Source organism: Bernardetia sp. MNP-M8, from assembly GCF_037126285.1.
Taxonomy (GTDB): domain Bacteria; phylum Bacteroidota; class Bacteroidia; order Cytophagales; family Bernardetiaceae; genus Bernardetia.
The window spans coordinates 4,272,891-4,291,779 of the sequence record NZ_CP147012.1 but is presented as its reverse complement, the minus strand read 5'-3'; the positions used below and the strand labels follow the sequence as shown (position 1 = coordinate 4,291,779).

The following is an 18,889-nucleotide window of genomic DNA, read 5'->3' as shown; positions in this document are numbered from 1 at the left end:
TTTAAATAATAAAATTAAAAAAATATGAAACTTTCAAAAATTTTTCAAAACCTTATTTTAGGTTTTGGAATAACCCTAGCAGGAAATGTTCTTGCACAAGATGCTCAAATTGCTTTCTATAATGGAAATGATTTGATGAATACAAATCTTAAAAAACATAGTACTAAAAATATAGGCGAAAATCTTAGATACGAACAAGATGATTTTGTCAAAATTGATAAAATTGCTCTTTTTCCAAAGGATATTTCGGCAGAGCTTTCTATTCCAAAAGATTGGGTGTTTTTTCAAGGACTAAAATCTCCTTATTCTAATACGTGGATTTATATGGAACGTACTCAAATAGGAACAGAATTTTCACTTTGGTTCTACGATGCAGATACTCATCAAAAAACGCTTTTGCTGAATCAAAAAACTACTCCTAAAGAAAATTATTCTTTCAAACCAATAGCTTGGAGTGCTGATAAATCTGCATTTTATTTAGAAATGCTAAAATTTGATACAGATTTTGACCATGAAGGAATTTGGAAATATGATTTAAAAACAAAGCAGATGAGTAAATTATCTATTTCGAAAGATTATTTTACTACTCCGATGCTTTCTCCTGACCGAAATTATTTTTTATATCTCAATAGTAATGAAGCCAAAAGAGATTTATTACATGGCTATGCTGATGAGATTATGGTGTATAATATTGAAGGAGCAAAAGAAAAATCTACCTACAAAAAGGATAAAACACCTTTACAGTTAGCGGGTTGGGTTAAAGAAAAGGAAAATAATGACATAAAAGTTCATAAAATTTCCCCAAATGAAACAAAGGATGAACACCGAGTTTCTTCTACTATTGATTATTTCTTACCGTGGGATTCAGGAAGAGCTTATTATGTTTCTCGCCATGGAACTCCTGCACCGAGTGGTTTTCATAATCCTACAGGCTCAAGAACTTCTATTTATGATGGAATTGGACAACATGGATATGCAGCCGTTGATTTTGATACACCTGATAATGCAGACCAAAATTTGCGTGCAGCAGCAGCAGGAACTGTAACTTCAGCAGGAGATTGTGGTTGTGGGTATGGAAATTTAGTAATTGTTCAGCATTCTGACGGAACTCGTACGTATTACGCTCACATGAAACAAGTTTTAACTAGTTCAGGGCAGAGTGTACAGCAAGGAACTATATTAGGATTAGAAGGAACAACAGGACAATCTTCAGGAGATCACTTACACTTCGAATGGCGTGCAGCAGGGGGAAATTCTTCTACCATAGGAACTTTTTCAGATGTAGGACAACCTCGTCAAGGCTATAAATATACAGCAGGAACAGGCACACCATCAGACACAGTAGATCCAACAACAAGCATTACAGCACCAAGTAGTGCAACAAGTGATTTTTCTGCTAGTTTTACAGATGCTGATAATGTATCTGTAACAGGTCGTTTTTATCAAATCTTAGAAAATTATGCCTCTGAAACTCGTGCTAATCGTGGCAATGGTTTTTATAATGATAATTTTTCTACAGGTTCGCTTCATTCAGATTATACTGTAGGAACAGGAAGCTGGTCAGCTAACTCTTCTGGACGTTTGGTTCAATCAAATACCACAAGTACAAATACTTCTTTATCTACATTCTTATCTCAAACAAACGGACAAAGTTATTTATATAATTTTGCTGCAAAACTCAATAGTACAACTGGAAACCGTCGTTTTGGAATTCATATTATGGCTTCTCAAACTGATTCTGAAAGAGGAAACTCTTATTTAGTTTGGTTCTCAGAAGATGGGGGTTCTGTTACTATTTATGAAACTATTAATAATACACTCAATACTCGTGCAAGTGCTTCTATCACTGTAGGTACAAGTTGGGCAGATTACAAAGTAGCTTATTCTACCACCACAGGTAAAATTGAAGTGTTTAGAAATGATGCCTTACTCACAGAATGGACAGATTCTAGTCCACTTACTTCTGGAAGTTATATTTCGCTTCGTACTAATCAAGCAAATGTAGAGTTTGATGACTTGAAAGTGTATAAAGGAAGAAGCACAGGCGTTACAGTAACTGTAGGAAATACAAATGGAAAAGATTTGCGTACTAATTTAGCTGCAACTGGACAAGTAAAATCTATTGTAAGAGATGCAGCAGGTAATTTTTCTAATGTAGCCAATGCAAATGTTACTATTGGCACACCAGCTATAACAGATATTACAGGCAACTGGGCAGAAAATGAAATTCGTTATATGTTAGATAATGGATTTATGTCAGGATATGCTGATAATACATTTCGTCCAAATAACACGACAAGTCGTGCCGAATTTGCGACAATGATAGCTGTTATTATTGACCCAAGTATTTCAAGTGACCCTACTGTGGCGAGTCGTAGTTTTACTGATATTAGTGGACATTGGGCAGAAGCAAACATTTTGAAAGCAGCTCGTGCAGGTTATTTGAGTGGTTATACAGATGGAACATTCAGACCAAATGACCCTATTACAAGAATGCAAGTAACACTTTCTATTTCAAATGGACTAGGAGTAACAGGAGGAACAAGTACATTATTAAATCTATTTACAGATAAAAATGATGTGCCTGCTTGGGCTACTAGTTCGGTTACAAATGGAATAGCAAATCGTTTTGTAGCAAATCATCCAGATAAAAACTATTACAAGCCAAATGATAATAGTACAAGAGCAAATGCTACTGTGGTAATGTATCAAGCGTTACGTTATCTAAATCGTGCTCCCGAATTATTCAATACCTATATTGTTGTGCCTGCAAATCCTGCTTCTAAAGTGGCTGCAAAGTCAGAAGATAAATCACTCCAAAGTCTAGTCTTATATCCAAATCCATTAGAGGGTAATAATTTAAAATTGAAATTCTTATTAGAAGAATCTACTCCTGTTGAGATACGATTGTATAATGTCTTAGGAGAAGAAATTTCACTATTATTCAATGAAGATAGCAAAGAAGGAATGTTTCAAGAAGAATTTGATTTATCAAAACTCAATCTTCAGACAGGAACTTATATTTTGCGCATTATTTCTACTGCCCAAACACAAACGGTTAGATTTATTAAAAATTAATTTTTTAATAAAAATAAGACTTTTACAAAAAAATAGTGCTATTATTTTTTGTAAAAGTCTTAAAAAAAATCCCCTATTCAATTACATTTAAACAAAAACTTTTTCATGAAAACACTGAATTTAGTTCTTATTGGTATTGTCTTATTATTATTTGGAGGTTGTAGTCAAGATGAAATTTTGACAGAAAATCTTGCAACAAACTCAATTAATCACAACAAGCAAAAACACTCCAACCAAAACTCATCAGATCAAGTAATGGCAATTATGCCTGATGTAGCAGGAAATTGGGCAGAAACAGAAATTAATTATATGACTTCAAATGGCTATATGTCAGGGTTTCCTGATGGAACATTTAAGCCAAATAATACGATTACTCGTGCTGAATTTGCTACAATGATTGTGGGTTGTCTTAATCCAACTCCAAAACCTGAAAATTCAACTATTATATTTTCAGATATTAGTACACACTGGGCAAAAAACAATATCTTACAAGCTGCAAAGGCTGGTTTTTTATCTGGTTATCCTGATGGAACATTTATGCCCAATCAAAATATCAGTAAACTTCAAATTGTTATTGCTATATCAAATGGTTTGGCTGTTTCAGGAGGAAATGTAACTAATTTAACTACTTTTTTTACAGATAATGCAGAGATTCCAACTTGGGCAAAACAAAGTGTGGCAAATGCCCTAACGAATAGATTGGTATTGAATTATCCTACAAAAACTCTATTTACTCCACTCAAAAATGCTACACGAGCTGATGCAACTGCATTGATGTATTGTGCTATGAAGAGAACAAATGGAAACCTTTCTTATACAAATCAGTATTTAGTAAATCCTACTAGCACACCACCTGTTACAGGCGATTTTTCATTGAATTATCCAAGTCCTGTAGATGCAGGAAGTCCTGTTACATTTTCAGGTACAAGTACAGGTATTACCCTACTCAAATTCTTTATAGATGGATATCCATTAGGTACTACTCCAAGTAATGGTTCTTATTCTTTTACAGCTACTATCAATAATGCTGGTATAGCTCGTGTTCTTCGTGTAGAAGGATATAATGGTACTACTTTGGTAAAAGCACGTAATCAAACTATCGACGTGCGTCAAGCTAGTCCTTTTATGCAAAATGTACCTTATTTCTATCAACGTAATAATGCGTTGTATCCCGGTACTTCTTGTCAGAACACTTCCATTGCCATGGTAATTAATTATTATGGTGGAAGCACTACTCCTGATGACATAACTAGAGAATATGGAAAAGATAGAGCGCAAACTGTGTCTGGTTTACAAGCTGTATTCAATTCTGAAGCGGCTTATTTTGGTTTGAATGTACGAGTAGAAGGAAAGCAGAATGGTACATTAGCTCAAATGGAGACTTTATTAGACCAAGGAAAGCCTGTTATTGCTCATGGATATACTACAAGTTTTGGACATGTTTTAGTGTTTTTAGGGCATGATGCTGATTATTATTATGTTCATGACCCATATGGAAAATGGGATCAAGTAGCTTATAGTTCTGGATATACTCGTGGTCAAACAATCGGAAAAGCTACTAGATATAGGAAAAGTGCTATTCGTGCAGCTTTCTCTCCTGATGGCTTACTTTGGATGCACAGAGTTTATTCTACTAACTAAGCCATAAATAATATACTACAACCTTTTGTACAAAATCCATCACTGCTGATAGTTTGGCTACTGGATTATAAATACAAAAGGTTGTTTTTTTAAAACCTAATTAATAAAATGTTAAAATTTAATTATAAATCAAGTAAAATATGCATCAAATTATGTTTGATGTTTTTTATATTTTCTCTCTCTGCTTGTGTAGATGAAGGGCAAATTATAAATCAAGAGATTATGGAGAATGCTTCTCATCATGATTGCACTGAGACTTCTGCCAAATCCTATCAAAAAACAAGTTCTTCTAAAAATTTAAACTCCCCTCAACAATTATTCTCTGTTTCTGATATTAATGGACATTGGGCAAAGTTTGAAATAGAATATCTTATTTCTAATAATTACGCTTCAGGTTATCCTGATGGAACATTTAAACCAAATAATTTTCTAACAAGAGCAGAGTTTGCAGCTTTTATTTCAAGTGTTTTGAATCCTACACCTATACGCACAGCCATCGAATTTCCTGATGTTCCTACAACACATTGGGCTTATAATGCTATTCAAAAGGCATATCGTGGTGGGTTTTTATCTGGTTATCCTGATGGAACATTTATGCCTTCTGCAAATCTTACTCGTACACAATCTTTAGTAGCAATTTCGAATGGACTTAATCTGACAGGTGGAGATGTAGCTCGTTTATCTTCTTATTACGATGATGCTTCTCAACTAGCAACATGGGCGAAACCTTCCATAGCTAATGCCACAATCAATAATTTGGTCGCTAACTATCCAAACAAACGTAATTTCAGAGCAAATGAAAATACTACTCGTGGAGAAGTTTCTGTAATTCTTTATCGTGCTTTGGTGAAACAAAATAGAGCTACAGACTACAAAAATCCCTATTTGATAACGTATGATAGAATGCCTTTGGTAGTGATGTATCACGAGGTTTTGACAAATCCTATATATGGTAGTGATGTAAGTACACCTAATTTTATCGAACAAATGAATTTCTTCAAGTCTCAAGGCTATCGTACGCTTTCTTTAGATGAATTTTATGAAGTTGTTACAAATCATGCTGTTGTTCCTCAAAAAAGTGTTTTGCTTACTTTTGATGATGGATACATTGGAAACTACACCAATGCGCTACCTATTTTAGAGCAACATAATTTTAAAGCTGCTTTTTTTGTTCATACAGGTTTTGTAGGAACTACAGGAGGTTCACACTCAAAAATGAGTTGGAATCAGTTGCGTAGTATTGAAGCAAATTCACTTTTTGAAGTAGAATCGCATACTGTAAATCATGGGTATTTAGAAAATATGACTCCTACACAAGTACAAAGTGAGTTAGCTAACTCAAAAGCTACTATTGAAAGCCAGTTAAATAAAACTTGTGAGTATTTAGCTTATCCATTTGGGTCATATAGTGAAGAAGTAACCAGACAAGCTCCTACTTATTTCAAAATAGCGTTTGCAGTCAACTTTTTTGGTTATAAAAATGCACCAGCAAATTACTCTATTCCACGCATCGGAATTGGCAAAGATTTGACTACACTTGCTTTATTTAGACAAAGAATTAATAGATAGAAGAATAAGTATCAAGTAGTATAAAATTATGATTATTTCAAATTCTTGATTTCAATCAATGTTTTAAAGTATAAAGGCTTGTATTTTTGTAGTAAATAATCAAACTATTAAAATTCTTTCTCTATGAAAATACAAACCTCAAAACTTAATCAGAGTCTAATTGAAGAAATCAAAACAATTCTTCAAAAAACAGTTCAGCTTCAACAGTTATCAAATGATGAATTAAATTTTCGTCCGAATACAGAAAGTTGGACTGTCTTAGAATGTATCGAACATCTAAATCGATATAGTATTTTTTATTTGGAAGAGATCGAAAAGCGAATTGATGAAAAAATAGACAAAAACAAACTCACATCAAATCAAGATTACATTTTCAAAAGTGGATTTTTAGGAAATTATTCAGCTAATTCTATGCTTCCTGTTCAGAAAGGAATCGTTTCGATAAGTGAGAATAAAAGTCCGACAGCAAATCATTCTTTGCGAATTGGAAACAAAATGAAGACTTTCAAAGACAAAAACCCAATTCATAGTGGCGTAGATAGACGAGTTTTGGACACTTTTATCGATGACCAAAATGAATTTATGCGACTTTTAGAAAAGGCTCAACAGGTAGATTGGAACAAAACAAAGGTTTCTCTTACGCTTCCTCTTCTGAAATTTAATTTGGGTGATACATTTCGTTTTGTGATAAACCATGAAATTAGACACTTTATTCAAATTAAAAATATTTTATCAAATACGCAATTAAAAAACTAGTTATCAAATCCTTTTATTCACTCACAATAAAAGGATTTGTTATTTAATTACAAATTTTTCATAGCTAATTGGAACAAACGTTCTGATTTATATATCTTTACAAGAAAAATAGAGGGAAAGAAATACACCAATCAATTATATTTTTTTAGAAAATTCATTTCAAAATGACTAACAAAACATTCAAGTTATCAAAAATTTTATTTATTCTTTCTTTATTGCTGACTTTTGGCTTTTTTTCATGTTCCAATAACAAAAAAGCACAAAGCGAAGAACAAGTAGAAGTAACAACACCAAAAACAGAAGTGCTTGTAGATGAAACTAACCAAACAGAAATACAATCACTAACCGAACAACTAGAAAATAAAGCAACTGCTTTCAAAGAGCGTGCAGACCCAGAAAAAGTAAAAACGTATGAAGCTGCCATCGAAAAAGTAGCTGCAAGTGGAATTATAGGCAACTCTAAAAAAGAAGGTGATAAAGCTCCTAATTTTACACTTCCAAATGCAACAGGAAAAAAAATAACTTTAGCCGACAAAACAAAAAATGGTTATACTATCATTACGTGGTATAGAGGAGGCTGGTGTCCATATTGTAATCTTACTTTGGCTGCTTGGCAAGATATTTTACCAGAAATAAAAGCTGAAAATATTGAGTTAATTGCCATTACGCCCGAACTTCCAGATAGTACACTTTCTACAAAAGAAAAAAACGCATTAGAATTTGAAGTTTTGAGTGATGTAGGAAATAAAGTAGCAAAAGACTATGGAATTGTTTTTCCATTGGACGAATCTATCAGAGAAGCCTATAAAAATATGGGTTTAGAAAAGTATAATGGAGACGCTTCTTATACATTGCCTTTGGCTGCGACCTATATTATAAATTCTGAAAATGAAATTGTATATGCTTTCTTAGATGCAGATTATAAAAAACGTGCAGAACCTAGAGAGGTTTTGCAGAAAGTAAAGGATATGAAATAAAATACAGACCCTTAGGGTAGGGTGTTTATAATTTGGTTATTTTTTCGTGCAGTTTTGTAATTATGATTTTTAAAAATGTAGCGTATTTTAGCTGCATAGCTGCGTAATGTTTAGCTTCGCTGACTCGCTGACCTTCGGATGTAGAGAATCAAATTAATTTCCGTATTTAGAACTGCGTAGCTGCGAAATGTTGAAATTTAATAACTTTCAAATACCAAACAACAATATTACGCAGCTACGCAGCTTTTTGAACTTAATATTTTTCGATTCTACCAATGTTTCGCAGCTACGCAGCTAAATTTCTACAAAAATAAAATGATTTAAAATAATCATCTTTTCTAGGAAGAATTTTTGAAATTCTAAACAGCCTAGCCTTAGGGTCTAATTTTACTTCCTAAAAAACCATTTTTTTTCTATAATTGTAGCAGACGGAAGCGCATTGGCTAATTCTTTATCATTTTCAAATTTTAATTGAGAAAGACAATGCACTTCTACCTTTACCTCAAATTCGGATTCTTCAAAAACCCACGGTGTAATACAAATTGTTTTGTCTTCTCGTTGATGTAAATAGCTTTTTTCTCCGTTTGGCAAAACAAAAACTTCTACTTTACGTCCGTCTTCGGGAATATTCTGTCTACATAAAATAAGCGAACATCTATCACAAAAATGAATAAGATTATAGGCTTTTTGAGCTTCTTGTTGATTTACTTTCAAATTTTTTCGAAATAATTTCTGATTTTCTTTCTGTAAATTCAAAAATTCAATCGTTTTTTTATGTTCTTTCAAAGTCAGTCCTTCTTCTTTTGCAGCTTTTTCTTCTCTTAAAGATTCGTATAAATAAGACAAATGCATCGAAATCATCAAGGCAATCCATTGAGATTTGTAACGAGAAACGGCTGCAATCCTCTGTGCTTGTTCTAATGAAAATTTGGATAAAGAAAAATCTTGAGGTGCACCAGCTTCTGTGATATGATACATTCCTTTCCAACCGATTTGCTCGTCGTCGTGTTCGGCAATGGCTGTAAGCGTTTCTAACCATCTTTCTGGACGTTCTCTTTTTTGCCAATAAAAACCAATTTTGGAAGCCAAAAGTCCGTGCGCTCGTTGAAAAATTATTTCCCAACCTTGAGTAGAAGTATTGACAATCATAGAAACCAATTTAGAATTAGGAAGGTAGAAGTAACTACAATAGCATTTTTATTGTATGAAATTTCAATTTATAACTACTTTTATTAAAACAAGTTTAATAAAAGTAGCCTTTTTCCTAATTCCTAATTTCCAATCTTCTCTTAAATCCTAACATGAATTCCCTTCTCAAAAAGTTCTTTTTTCAAAACAGGAACAGGAATTTCTCCAAAGTGAAAAATACTGGCAGCAAGGGCAGCATCCGCTCTTCCTTCATTAAAAACATCTACAAAATGCTGTGTAGTTCCTGCTCCTCCACTTGCAATAATCGGAATGCTACAAATCTGACTTAGTTTTGAATAGACATCACAAGCAAAACCATTTTTTGTTCCGTCGTGACTCATTGAGGTAAACAAAATTTCTCCTGCTCCTCGTTCTTGTGCTTCTTTTGCCCATTCATAAAGGTCAATTCCTAAATTTTTTCGTCCTCCTCCTGTGTGTACTTCCCATTTTCCTTTGTTTATTCCTGACACATTCATTTTAGCATCAATCGCAATGACAATACATTGATTACCAAAACGTTTGGAAGTTTCTTCAATGAGGTTTGGATTCAGAACGGCAGCCGAATTTATGGTAACTTTATCTGCACCAGCTTCTAGCAAAACAGAAACATCTTCAACGCTACTCACACCACCACCAACTGTAAACGGAATATTTAAGTTTTTGGCAATTCGGAGAGCTAGTTCTTTAAGTGTTTTTCTCTTTTCATGCGTGGCTGTAATATCTAAAAAAACAAGTTCGTCAGCTCCTTCTTTTGCGTATTTTTCGCCTAACTCAACAGGGTCGCCAGCAAAACGAAGTTCTTCAAACTGAACTCCTTTTACGGTCTGACCATCTTTTATATCTAAACAGGGAATTATTCTTTTGGATAACAAAGTTTTTGAATTATTAATTGTGAATGATAAATTATTAATGAATTATAAAATCAAATAGTAATTCTATTTTCATAAATTGCCTTTCCTACGATTGCACCATCAACGCCTAATTTATCAAGCAAAACTAAATCATCTTGACTGGTTACTCCTCCACTAGCTATGACTGTAAGATCTGGAAATTTAGTTTTTAATTCTCCATAAAAGTCAGTATTTAAGCCTTCTAATGCGCCATCTTTGGTAATATCAGTACAAAAAAATTGGGTAAGTCCTTTTTGTTTCCATTTTTCAATAAACTCAAAAATGGTAAATTCACTTTCTTTTTTCCACGCATCTGTAAGTAGCTTTTCACCACGAACATCAGCAGCCAATAAAATAGAATTTCCACCAAATTCAGATAACCAACTTTCAAACATCTCTGGATTTTTTACAGCTACACTTCCTACACTTACCATTTTAGCACCACTAGAAAGAATACTTTTAATAGAATCAGAATGACGGATTCCTCCACCAAAATCGATAACTAAATCAGTTTGAGAAGCAATTTTTTCTAGAATTTGTAAGTGTTTTGGTTGTCCAGCTTTTGCGCCATCCAAATCTACTATATGAAGACGTTTTATTCCCTTGTCTTCAAAGATTTTGGCTTGGTCTAAAGGGTCTGAATTGTATATCTTTTGTGTGTCATAATCGCCATGCGTAAGACGAACACATTTACCATCAATTAAATCAATGGCAGGAATGAGTTGAAGATTCATAGTTATTTTATCTAATCATAAATCGCAGCCTAAAGGCTACATTACATTTTCGCACCTTAAAAGGTACGCTACAGATTTATTTCTTTACTTTATCCACTACCAAACCGACTTCCAAGACTGGATTTATAGGATCTTGTTTTGGCATTGCGTGTTTTATTTTGAAAGTATATGTTCCCTTTTCTAATTCGGAATTAGACATCACCACTTGTCTTGTATCATATGTTTCGCCTACACCTTCGCCTACTGCACGTCCACCAGCATCACGTAATGTAAAATCTACTTTTTCTTCAGATGCTTTTCCATCTGGCGTTTCGTAAGTAAGTGTAAGTAAAAGGTTTTGATAAGGAATGGCTATTCCGTGACGTAATTCTATCGAAATATCATACATTCCTGCTTCTTCTACATTTACTTTATAGGTTTTCTCATCGCTCATATTCCACTTAAAACCTACCGAATTTACGTCTTCATGATTTCTATAAATATTGTTTTCATCACAAGAAGAAAATAAAAACAAAACAGCTAATGTAATGACTGGAAAAACAGATTTGATAAATTTCATGATATTTTTGGTTTAATGTAGAACAGACATTTTGTCTGTTTGGTAATTTTATTGATTAATATTCGTGGACAAACTCTATTCCTGCATATTGAGTTTCAATTTCGTTTAGAATATCAAATACTTCTTGTGAACTACTAGACTGAACAAGTCGCATTCTATATTGTTTAATTCCTCTTAATCCTTTAAAATAAGCTGCATAATGACGTTTCATTTCATTAATTGCTGTTATTTCACTTCTTTTCCATTCTAAAGAAAACATAAAATGTTTTCTACAAATGTCCAAACGCTCTTCTAATGTTGGAGGTGGTAAAAGCTCGCCAGTAGCCAAATAATGTTTTATTTCTCTAAAAATCCAAGGATAACCAATGGCTGCACGTCCTATCATAATTCCATCAACACCAAAACGATTTTTGTATTCTAATGCTTTTTGAGGAGAATCAATATCGCCATTTCCAAAGATAGGAATATGAATATCAGGACTATTTTTGACTTCTGCAATATACGACCAGTCAGCTTCTCCTGTATACATCTGCTTACGAGTACGTCCATGAATAGAAAGTGCCTGAACACCAACCCCTTGCAAACGCTTTGCAACTTCTAAAATTTTTATAGAATCGTGATCCCAACCCAAACGGGTTTTTACCGTAACAGGAAGTTTGGTTTTATTTACAATTTCCTTTGATAAGAGTTCCATTTTAGGAATATCTTTCAAAATTGCAGCTCCTGCACCTTTACAAACAACTTTTTTGACAGGACAACCAAAATTTATATCCAAAACTTCTGGATTTTCTCGTTCAACAATTTCGGTAGCCAAAAGCATAGAATCTAGCTCAGCACCAAAAATTTGAATACCAACAGGACGCTCGTAATCAAAAATATCTAATTTCTCTACACTCTTATCTGCATCTCTTATTAATCCTTCTACCGAAATAAATTCGGTGTACATCATATCTGCACCACAGGCTTTACAGACAGCACGAAAAGGAGGATCACTTACATCTTCCATCGGTGCAAGCAAAAGAGGGAAGTCGCCTAACTCTACATTTCCAATCTTTACCATATTATTTTATCTTATCTTCTTACTTTTTATTTAAAGTTAATTTTAACACTACAAATTTACAAAAAATACTATTTCAAACGTCATTCAGAATAAATATTCTAAACTCTACCACCAATTACAAGTACATCGTCAATTGGTTTATGTTCGTTTCCTATCCAATTTTTAAAAGTTTGATAGAGAATTTGTTTTTGTTCTGCTGTATCTTCTGTATGAATATCAAATAGTAGCTCTCTAAAGTTTTTTACCATAAACTTGCGTCCTCGCTCTCCTCCAAATTGGTCTTGAAAACCATCAGAAAAAATATAAAATGTGGTTGGAATAGAAATATCAATAACATGCTCTGTAAACTCACTTTTATGTTCTCTTTCTGAACCACCAATAGGCATCTTATCGCCCTTTATTACCTCTAATTGATTATTTTGGATATAAAAAATAGGGTTTTTTGCTCCTGCAAAAGTAAGGGTTTTATTCTTTTTATCTATACAAACGAGAGCTAAATCCATTCCATCATGGATATTTGTTTCGTCTTTGTGTAAAGCTGTTGTAATTCCTTTATCTAACTGAGTCAGAATTTTTGCAGGCGAACATATATTATTTTCTGCTACAATTCTACTCAAAATTTCATTTCCTATCATAGACATAAATGCTCCTGGTACGCCATGACCTGTACAATCAACAGCAGCTAAAACTACTTTTTGTTCTTCCTCAAAATGATGAAAAAAGTAAAAGTCGCCACTTACAATATCACGAGGACGAAAGTAGACAAATGATTCGGGTAGTGCTTTTTGAATATTGGCAATATTGGGAAGCATTGCCTCTTGAATGCGTTTTGCGTAAGTAATACTAGATGTAATTTGATGATTTTTATCTTCAATTTCATTTACAGCTTTCGCTAACTCATGGTTTTGTTGCATGATGTGCATTTGTTGAAAACTAATCTCGTCATTTTTATCTTGTAATTCTAAATTGGCTCTCTTTTTTTGTTGCCTGCTTCTATAAATAAAAATAATTCCTACTAGAGCAAGTAATAAAATAGCTGCAATGCCTCCGATATAAAGTCTTTGTCTTGCTATTTTCTGTTCATTTTCGGCTTGTTCTTGGGCAAACTTGGCTTCTTGTAAGTCTGTTTCTTGTTGAAGGACTTTATAGGCTAGTTCTTGTTTTGTGAAATTAGATTCTAGTTTATTTAATTCATCATTTTTACTTTCTATATTTTTTTCTTGTTCTTGTAGTTTGGTGTTTTTTAAGGCAATTTCTAATTCTGCTCGTTGTTTTTCTGTTTCTGCTAAAGCTGCTTGTAGTCTTGCTTTGTCTGCTTCTGCACTCACAACAGCCATTTTTCTTTGTTGTGACATCTCATGAAAATTGCGATACAATTCAAAATATTCTTTTGTTTTTTCAGAGTTTCCTGCTTTTTCGTAGGTTTCGGCAAGCATTCCATAAATGCTTCTCATTTGTTCCAAATCAAAGGATTCTTTTGCTAAACTTAATCCATCTACTAGTTGCTTGGCTGCTTCATCGTGTCTTTTGAGATTATTTAAAACAACAGCCGTATTTATTTGAGCTGAAATAATAGGTTCTTTTATACCTTGTTTTTTTCGTCCTTCTAATGTTCTTTGGAAGAAAATAAGTGCAGAATCAAATTTTTCTAAATCGGCATAAATAGTAGCAAGGTTACTATAAATGCCATACATTCCACTCTGATTATCTACTTTCTGATTGAAAATTAATGACTTTTGAAAATAAGTAATGGCTGGTCGCAATTCTTTTTTGTCCCAATGGATTAGAGCTGCTTTATTCAAAAAATCACTTGCTCCTCTATAATCACCTTGATTTTTGCGCCCTTCAGATTTTTCTAAACACATTTCAACAGTCAGCCTTTCACCATCATTTGTTACAAACTGAGCTTTTGTAGGAAACACAAAAAATGATAGAAAAACCAAAAATAAAAAAGAACTAAATAAATAATTTCGCATTGTTGCTGATTAGAATAGACAGAAGGATTACTAAAAAAACATATTTTAACCCAAATATAACGCTATTTTATGTAAGAAATTAAAAATCAATGACGAAATTTTATTTTATAGTAGCTGCCAAGGTTCAAATCAACAAGCCTTGACAGCATTTCTATCTTTTATAATCTAACACGAACAGCATTTGCATGAGCTTTTAATTCTTCTGCTTCTGCCATCTCAATTACTGTTTGTCCAATTTGACTCAGTCCTTCTTTTGTAAGAGATTGAAATGTAATTTTTTTGACAAAACTATCTAATGAAACTCCACTATAAGCTCTTGCATGTCCATCTGTTGGCAAGGTATGATTTGTGCCAGAAGCATAATCTCCAACAGACTCAGGTGTGTAATTTCCTAAAAACACAGAACCTGCATTAATGATATGTTCGGCTGCTTCTTCTGGATTTTCAAGAGCAATAATCAAATGCTCAGGAGCATAAAAATTACTCATATCTAAAATTTCTTGTCTGTTTTTCAAGACAACAAAACGACTATTTTCTAACGATTTTTGAGCAAATTCTTTTCTAGGAAGTGATTCTAGCTGTTTTTCTACTTCTGCTTTTATTTGATTTGCTGTTTCTTCATTGTCTGTCATCAAAATAACTTGGCTATCTTTTCCATGTTCGGCTTGAGAAAGCAAATCAGCAGCTACAAAGCTAGGAACACAACTTTTATCAGCCAAAACAGCTACTTCAGAAGGACCAGCAGGCATGTCAATTGCAATTCCTTCATTTTGAATAAGTTGTTTGGCAACCGTTACATACTGATTTCCAGGACCAAAAATTTTATATACTTTTGGCACAGACTCCGTTCCATACGCCATTGCACCAATCGCCTGTATGCCTCCAATCTTGAAAATATCAGTTGCACCTACAAGATGAGCAGCATAGAGAATAGCAGGGTGAATTTTGCCTTCTTTATTGGGAGGAGAACACAAAACTACATTCTTACAGCCAGCAATTTTGGCAGGAATTCCAAGCATCAAAACAGTAGAAAAAAGAGGAGCAGTTCCCCCCGGAATATACAAACCTACTTTTTCTATACCTACACTTTTTCTCCAACACGTAATTCCTTTTGTAATTTCAACTTTCTTTACTTGGTCTTGTTGACTTTGGTGAAAGATTAAAATATTTTTATAAGCGTGATTAATAGCCGTTTTGAGTGACTCAGAAACTAGATTTTCAGCTTCTTGAAGTTCTTCTACGCTTACTCTAAAATCTTCTATATCTATTTTATCAAATTCTTTTGTAAATTTTTTGAGAGCTGTATCGCCTTCTTCTTTAATAGATTGTAGAATATTTTGAACTTGTGTTTCAATTTGTTTTAAAGAAAAAGTAGGACGAGTACAGATAGATTCCCACTCGTTGCGAGCAGGTTGGTTATATATTTTCATTGGAAAAATAAAGGCTATAATTTTAAATAAACATTAGATATAAATTTGAATCAAAAAAAGCTAATCTTTTGAGAAACCATAATGTTAGACAAAAGTAGTCATGAAGTTAGTTTTTTCAAAATTGGGTGATTAATTAACTATCTCGTCGGTCAGAAACTGACAATGACGTTCCTGTTAATACAGTGTTTTAAAATTTGTTTATATTTTTATCTGCTTAATCTATCAGAAGTTTTATTAAAGCTATATCATTCTTATTAGTAAACAAAATAATCTATAATCTTAGAGAATTTTCAACAAATTATTGAAACAAAAGTCATTGATTTACAGACTCTTCAAAAAAAGTTTTATCTTTTTGAATCAAAACTAAAGAAAATGGGTTATTGAGTTTATCTAAGCATTACAAAATAAAAATACTAAAACAGTTTCACAAGAATCACTCTATTTCTGACAGTTGAAGTGGCTTCAGCCCTCAACGAAGTTAAACTGTCAGCTACTTGAAATTAACTGGTCACTGTTTCACTGATTACTGATAACTGAACATGGTTTATCCCGAAAATATAGAATCAAAATTAGGATTTGATAAAGTCCGAGAACTTTTAGCTGATGAATGCCAAGGAATTTTGGGCAGACAGCTTATAGATAAAATGGAATTTCATAATGATTATGAAACCATTGCCAGCCTTACCGAACAGACTGAAGAATTTAAAAAACTCATAGAAACAGGGCAAAGTCCACCAGAAAGTTATTATTTTGATGTAACAGCTTATCTGGCAAAGGCTTCAATTGTCAATAATTTCCTTACAGAAAGTGAATTTTATGATATCAAACGCTCTTTAGATACATTATATCAGACTTTAAGGGTAATTCGACGACAGCCCAAAGAAGAATTTCCACGCCTGCAATCTATGTGTCAGGATATAGAAGTTCCTTATGAAGTCATTCAAGATATAGAAAGAGTAATTGATGATAAAGGACAGATGAGAAGCAATGCTTCGCCAGAACTTCAAAAAATTCGTCAAGCCATTGTCAGAACGCAGGTCACACTTCGAAAAAAATTAGTTTCTATTGTAGAAGATCTTCGAAAAAACGATTATTTACGCTCTGATGTCGACACAACTGTCAGAGAAGGCAGAATGGTAGTTCCTATCAAAACAGAATATCGAAAACAGCTAAAAGGAATTGTTCATGATACCTCTTCAACAGGACAAACTATTTTTATAGAACCTGAAGCAATTGTAGATTTGAATAACGATATTAAACAGTTTATGCACCAAGAGCGTTTCGAAATTGTGCGTATTCTGACTGACCTCACAACGTTTTTACGTCCTCATTTATATACATTAAAGTATGCGTATGAATTTTTGGCTCAAGTAGATTTTATTCGTGCAAAAGCTCGTTTTGCCATAAAATTAAATGCCATAAATCCAGATTTTCAAAAACGTGCTTTGATAGATTGGCAAAATGCCTACCATCCTCTTCTTTATTTATCATATAAAAAACAAGGAAAAACAGTTCTTCCAAATACACTGTTTTTAGATGGAAATCAACGAATTTTACTTATTTCAGGACCAAATGCAGGTGGTAAATCAGTTCTTTTAAAAACAGTTGGTTTGCTACAATATATGTTTCAAAGTGGCTTACTTATTCCAGTACAGGAAGGCTCAAAGATTGGTATTTTCGATCAGCTTTTCATAGATATAGGCGACGAACAATCAATTGACAATGATTTGAGTACATACAGTTCGCATCTTTATAACATGAAAAAATTCCTTATTGCAGGAAACAAACGAACACTTGCTTTAATAGATGAATTTGGAACAGGAACAGAGCCACAAGTAGGTGCATCGATAGCAGAAGCCATTTTAGAAGAGTTTGAAAAACAGAGAATGTATGCTGTAATTACGACTCACTATGCGAATCTGAAGTTTATGGCAGAAAAATCGCAGTTTATTGTTAATGGAGCAATGCGTTATGATGTAGATAAATTAGAACCTCTCTTTAAACTAGAAATAGGAAAGCCAGGGAGTTCGTTTGCATTAGAAATTGCTAAAAAAATTGGTCTACCTTCCGATGTTATTAAATCAGCTCATTCAAAACTAGGTGGCGAACAGTTAGAAGTAGAACGATTATTAAGACAATTGGAAAAACAGCGTTCGAATTTAGATAGAGAACAAACTTCCCTCAGAAAACAAGGTTTGGAAGTAGACAAATTGCTTAGAGAAAATCAAGCATTGAAAGATGATTTGAAGAAAAATAAGCAAAAATATATGCAAGAAGCTAAAAAAGAAGCAGAGGCTTTACTACAAAAGGCAAATCAACGCATCGAAAATACTATCCGAACTATTAAAGAACAACAAGCTGACAAGAAAATTACAAAGTCAGTCAGAAAAGATTTGGATAGCCTACAAGACGAACTCAACCGAGTAGAATACGAATCAGAAGAAAAACAACTTCCTAAAAACGATGAAGAAATGATTCGTTATGTAGATACTGAAATAAAACAAGGTGATTTTGTACAGATAAAAGGACAAACGGCTGTGGCAGAAGTTCTTTCAATCAAAAATAAAGATGCCTTGCTTCGTATTGGTTCGCTCAAAACTACTGTAAAAATGAATCGTTTGCAGAAAGTAGATGAAAAGATATTACCTACTTCTATTACAGGAAATATGAATTCTACTACTAATTCGGGTTCAGGTTCAGGCTCTACACTTCATAACAAAGTTTTACATTTTAGTCCAGATTTGGATGTGCGTGGAAAGCGTGCCGAAGAAGTAAACCCAATAGTAACTGAGTTTATGGATGATGCTGTCATGCTTTCTCAAAAAAATCTTCGAATATTGCATGGGAAAGGTGAAGGTATTTTGCGTCAGGTAGTTAGGGATGCACTTCGCCAGTATCCACAAGTTCAGAGTATCAAAGATGAACATGCTGATAGAGGTGGCGCAGGTGTTACTTTGGTAGCCTTGAAGTAATCAACTAATTAATCTATTTATAAACTTTGACAGTCCTTTCACAAGGCTGTCAATAGTTT

The 18,889-nt window shown here is 33.4% G+C and carries 13 protein-coding genes; 6 read left to right on the top strand and 7 right to left on the bottom strand.

The window, feature by feature from the left end:
• Positions 1-24: 24 nt before the first annotated feature.
• From V9L04_RS17445 to V9L04_RS17425, 5 genes are all read left to right on the top strand, one after another.
• Positions 25-3,078 (top strand): S-layer homology domain-containing protein, encoded by a 3,054-nt coding sequence (locus V9L04_RS17445; protein ID WP_338791205.1) that lies wholly within the window; start codon positions 25-27, stop codon positions 3,076-3,078.
• Between the two features lie 105 nt (positions 3,079-3,183).
• Complete coding sequence (locus tag V9L04_RS17440) at positions 3,184-4,719, top strand: S-layer homology domain-containing protein (RefSeq protein WP_338791204.1); 1,536 nt, start codon at positions 3,184-3,186, stop codon at positions 4,717-4,719.
• A 159-nt stretch (positions 4,720-4,878) separates the two neighbouring features.
• The gene (locus tag V9L04_RS17435) at positions 4,879-6,288 is read left to right on the top strand and encodes an S-layer homology domain-containing protein (protein ID WP_338791203.1); all 1,410 of its coding nucleotides are present in this window, start codon (positions 4,879-4,881) and stop codon (positions 6,286-6,288) included.
• Between the two features lie 123 nt (positions 6,289-6,411).
• The gene (locus V9L04_RS17430; RefSeq protein ID WP_338791202.1) at positions 6,412-7,044 is read left to right on the top strand and encodes a DinB family protein; all 633 of its coding nucleotides are present in this window, start codon (positions 6,412-6,414) and stop codon (positions 7,042-7,044) included.
• Positions 7,045-7,208: 164 nt separating this feature from the next.
• Complete coding sequence (locus V9L04_RS17425) at positions 7,209-8,021, top strand: peroxiredoxin-like family protein (RefSeq protein ID WP_338791201.1); 813 nt, start codon at positions 7,209-7,211, stop codon at positions 8,019-8,021.
• Between the two features lie 387 nt (positions 8,022-8,408).
• Here the strand turns inward: V9L04_RS17425 and V9L04_RS17420 are convergent, their stop codons facing one another.
• From V9L04_RS17420 to hisD, 7 genes are all read right to left on the bottom strand, one after another.
• On the bottom strand, positions 8,409-9,170 hold the full coding sequence (locus V9L04_RS17420) for a DUF3891 family protein (protein WP_338791200.1): 762 nt from the start codon (positions 9,168-9,170) through the stop codon (positions 8,409-8,411).
• Between the two features lie 140 nt (positions 9,171-9,310).
• Positions 9,311-10,081 carry an imidazole glycerol phosphate synthase subunit HisF gene (gene hisF, locus V9L04_RS17415; RefSeq protein ID WP_338791199.1) on the bottom strand — a complete coding sequence of 257 codons (771 nt, stop codon included), beginning with the start codon at positions 10,079-10,081 and terminating at the stop codon, positions 9,311-9,313.
• A gap of 50 nt (positions 10,082-10,131) precedes the next feature.
• A complete protein-coding gene (gene hisA, locus V9L04_RS17410) occupies positions 10,132-10,833 on the bottom strand; it encodes a 1-(5-phosphoribosyl)-5-[(5-phosphoribosylamino)methylideneamino]imidazole-4-carboxamide isomerase (RefSeq protein WP_338791198.1) in 702 nt (233 codons plus the stop codon).
• A 76-nt stretch (positions 10,834-10,909) separates the two neighbouring features.
• Positions 10,910-11,392, bottom strand: a complete 483-nt coding sequence (locus V9L04_RS17405; protein ID WP_338791197.1) for a gliding motility lipoprotein GldH — start codon at positions 11,390-11,392, stop codon at positions 10,910-10,912.
• A 55-nt stretch (positions 11,393-11,447) separates the two neighbouring features.
• A complete protein-coding gene (gene dusB, locus V9L04_RS17400; protein ID WP_338791196.1) occupies positions 11,448-12,452 on the bottom strand; it encodes a tRNA dihydrouridine synthase DusB in 1,005 nt (334 codons plus the stop codon).
• Positions 12,453-12,550: 98 nt separating this feature from the next.
• A complete protein-coding gene (locus tag V9L04_RS17395; protein ID WP_338791195.1) occupies positions 12,551-14,428 on the bottom strand; it encodes a SpoIIE family protein phosphatase in 1,878 nt (625 codons plus the stop codon).
• 158 nt (positions 14,429-14,586) lie between these two features.
• Complete coding sequence (gene hisD, locus V9L04_RS17390; RefSeq protein WP_338791193.1) at positions 14,587-15,858, bottom strand: histidinol dehydrogenase; 1,272 nt, start codon at positions 15,856-15,858, stop codon at positions 14,587-14,589.
• A gap of 539 nt (positions 15,859-16,397) precedes the next feature.
• On the opposite strand from hisD, the gene V9L04_RS17385 reads away from it, so the two are divergent.
• A complete protein-coding gene (locus V9L04_RS17385) occupies positions 16,398-18,830 on the top strand; it encodes an endonuclease MutS2 (protein WP_338791192.1) in 2,433 nt (810 codons plus the stop codon).
• Positions 18,831-18,889: the final 59 nt, after the last annotated feature.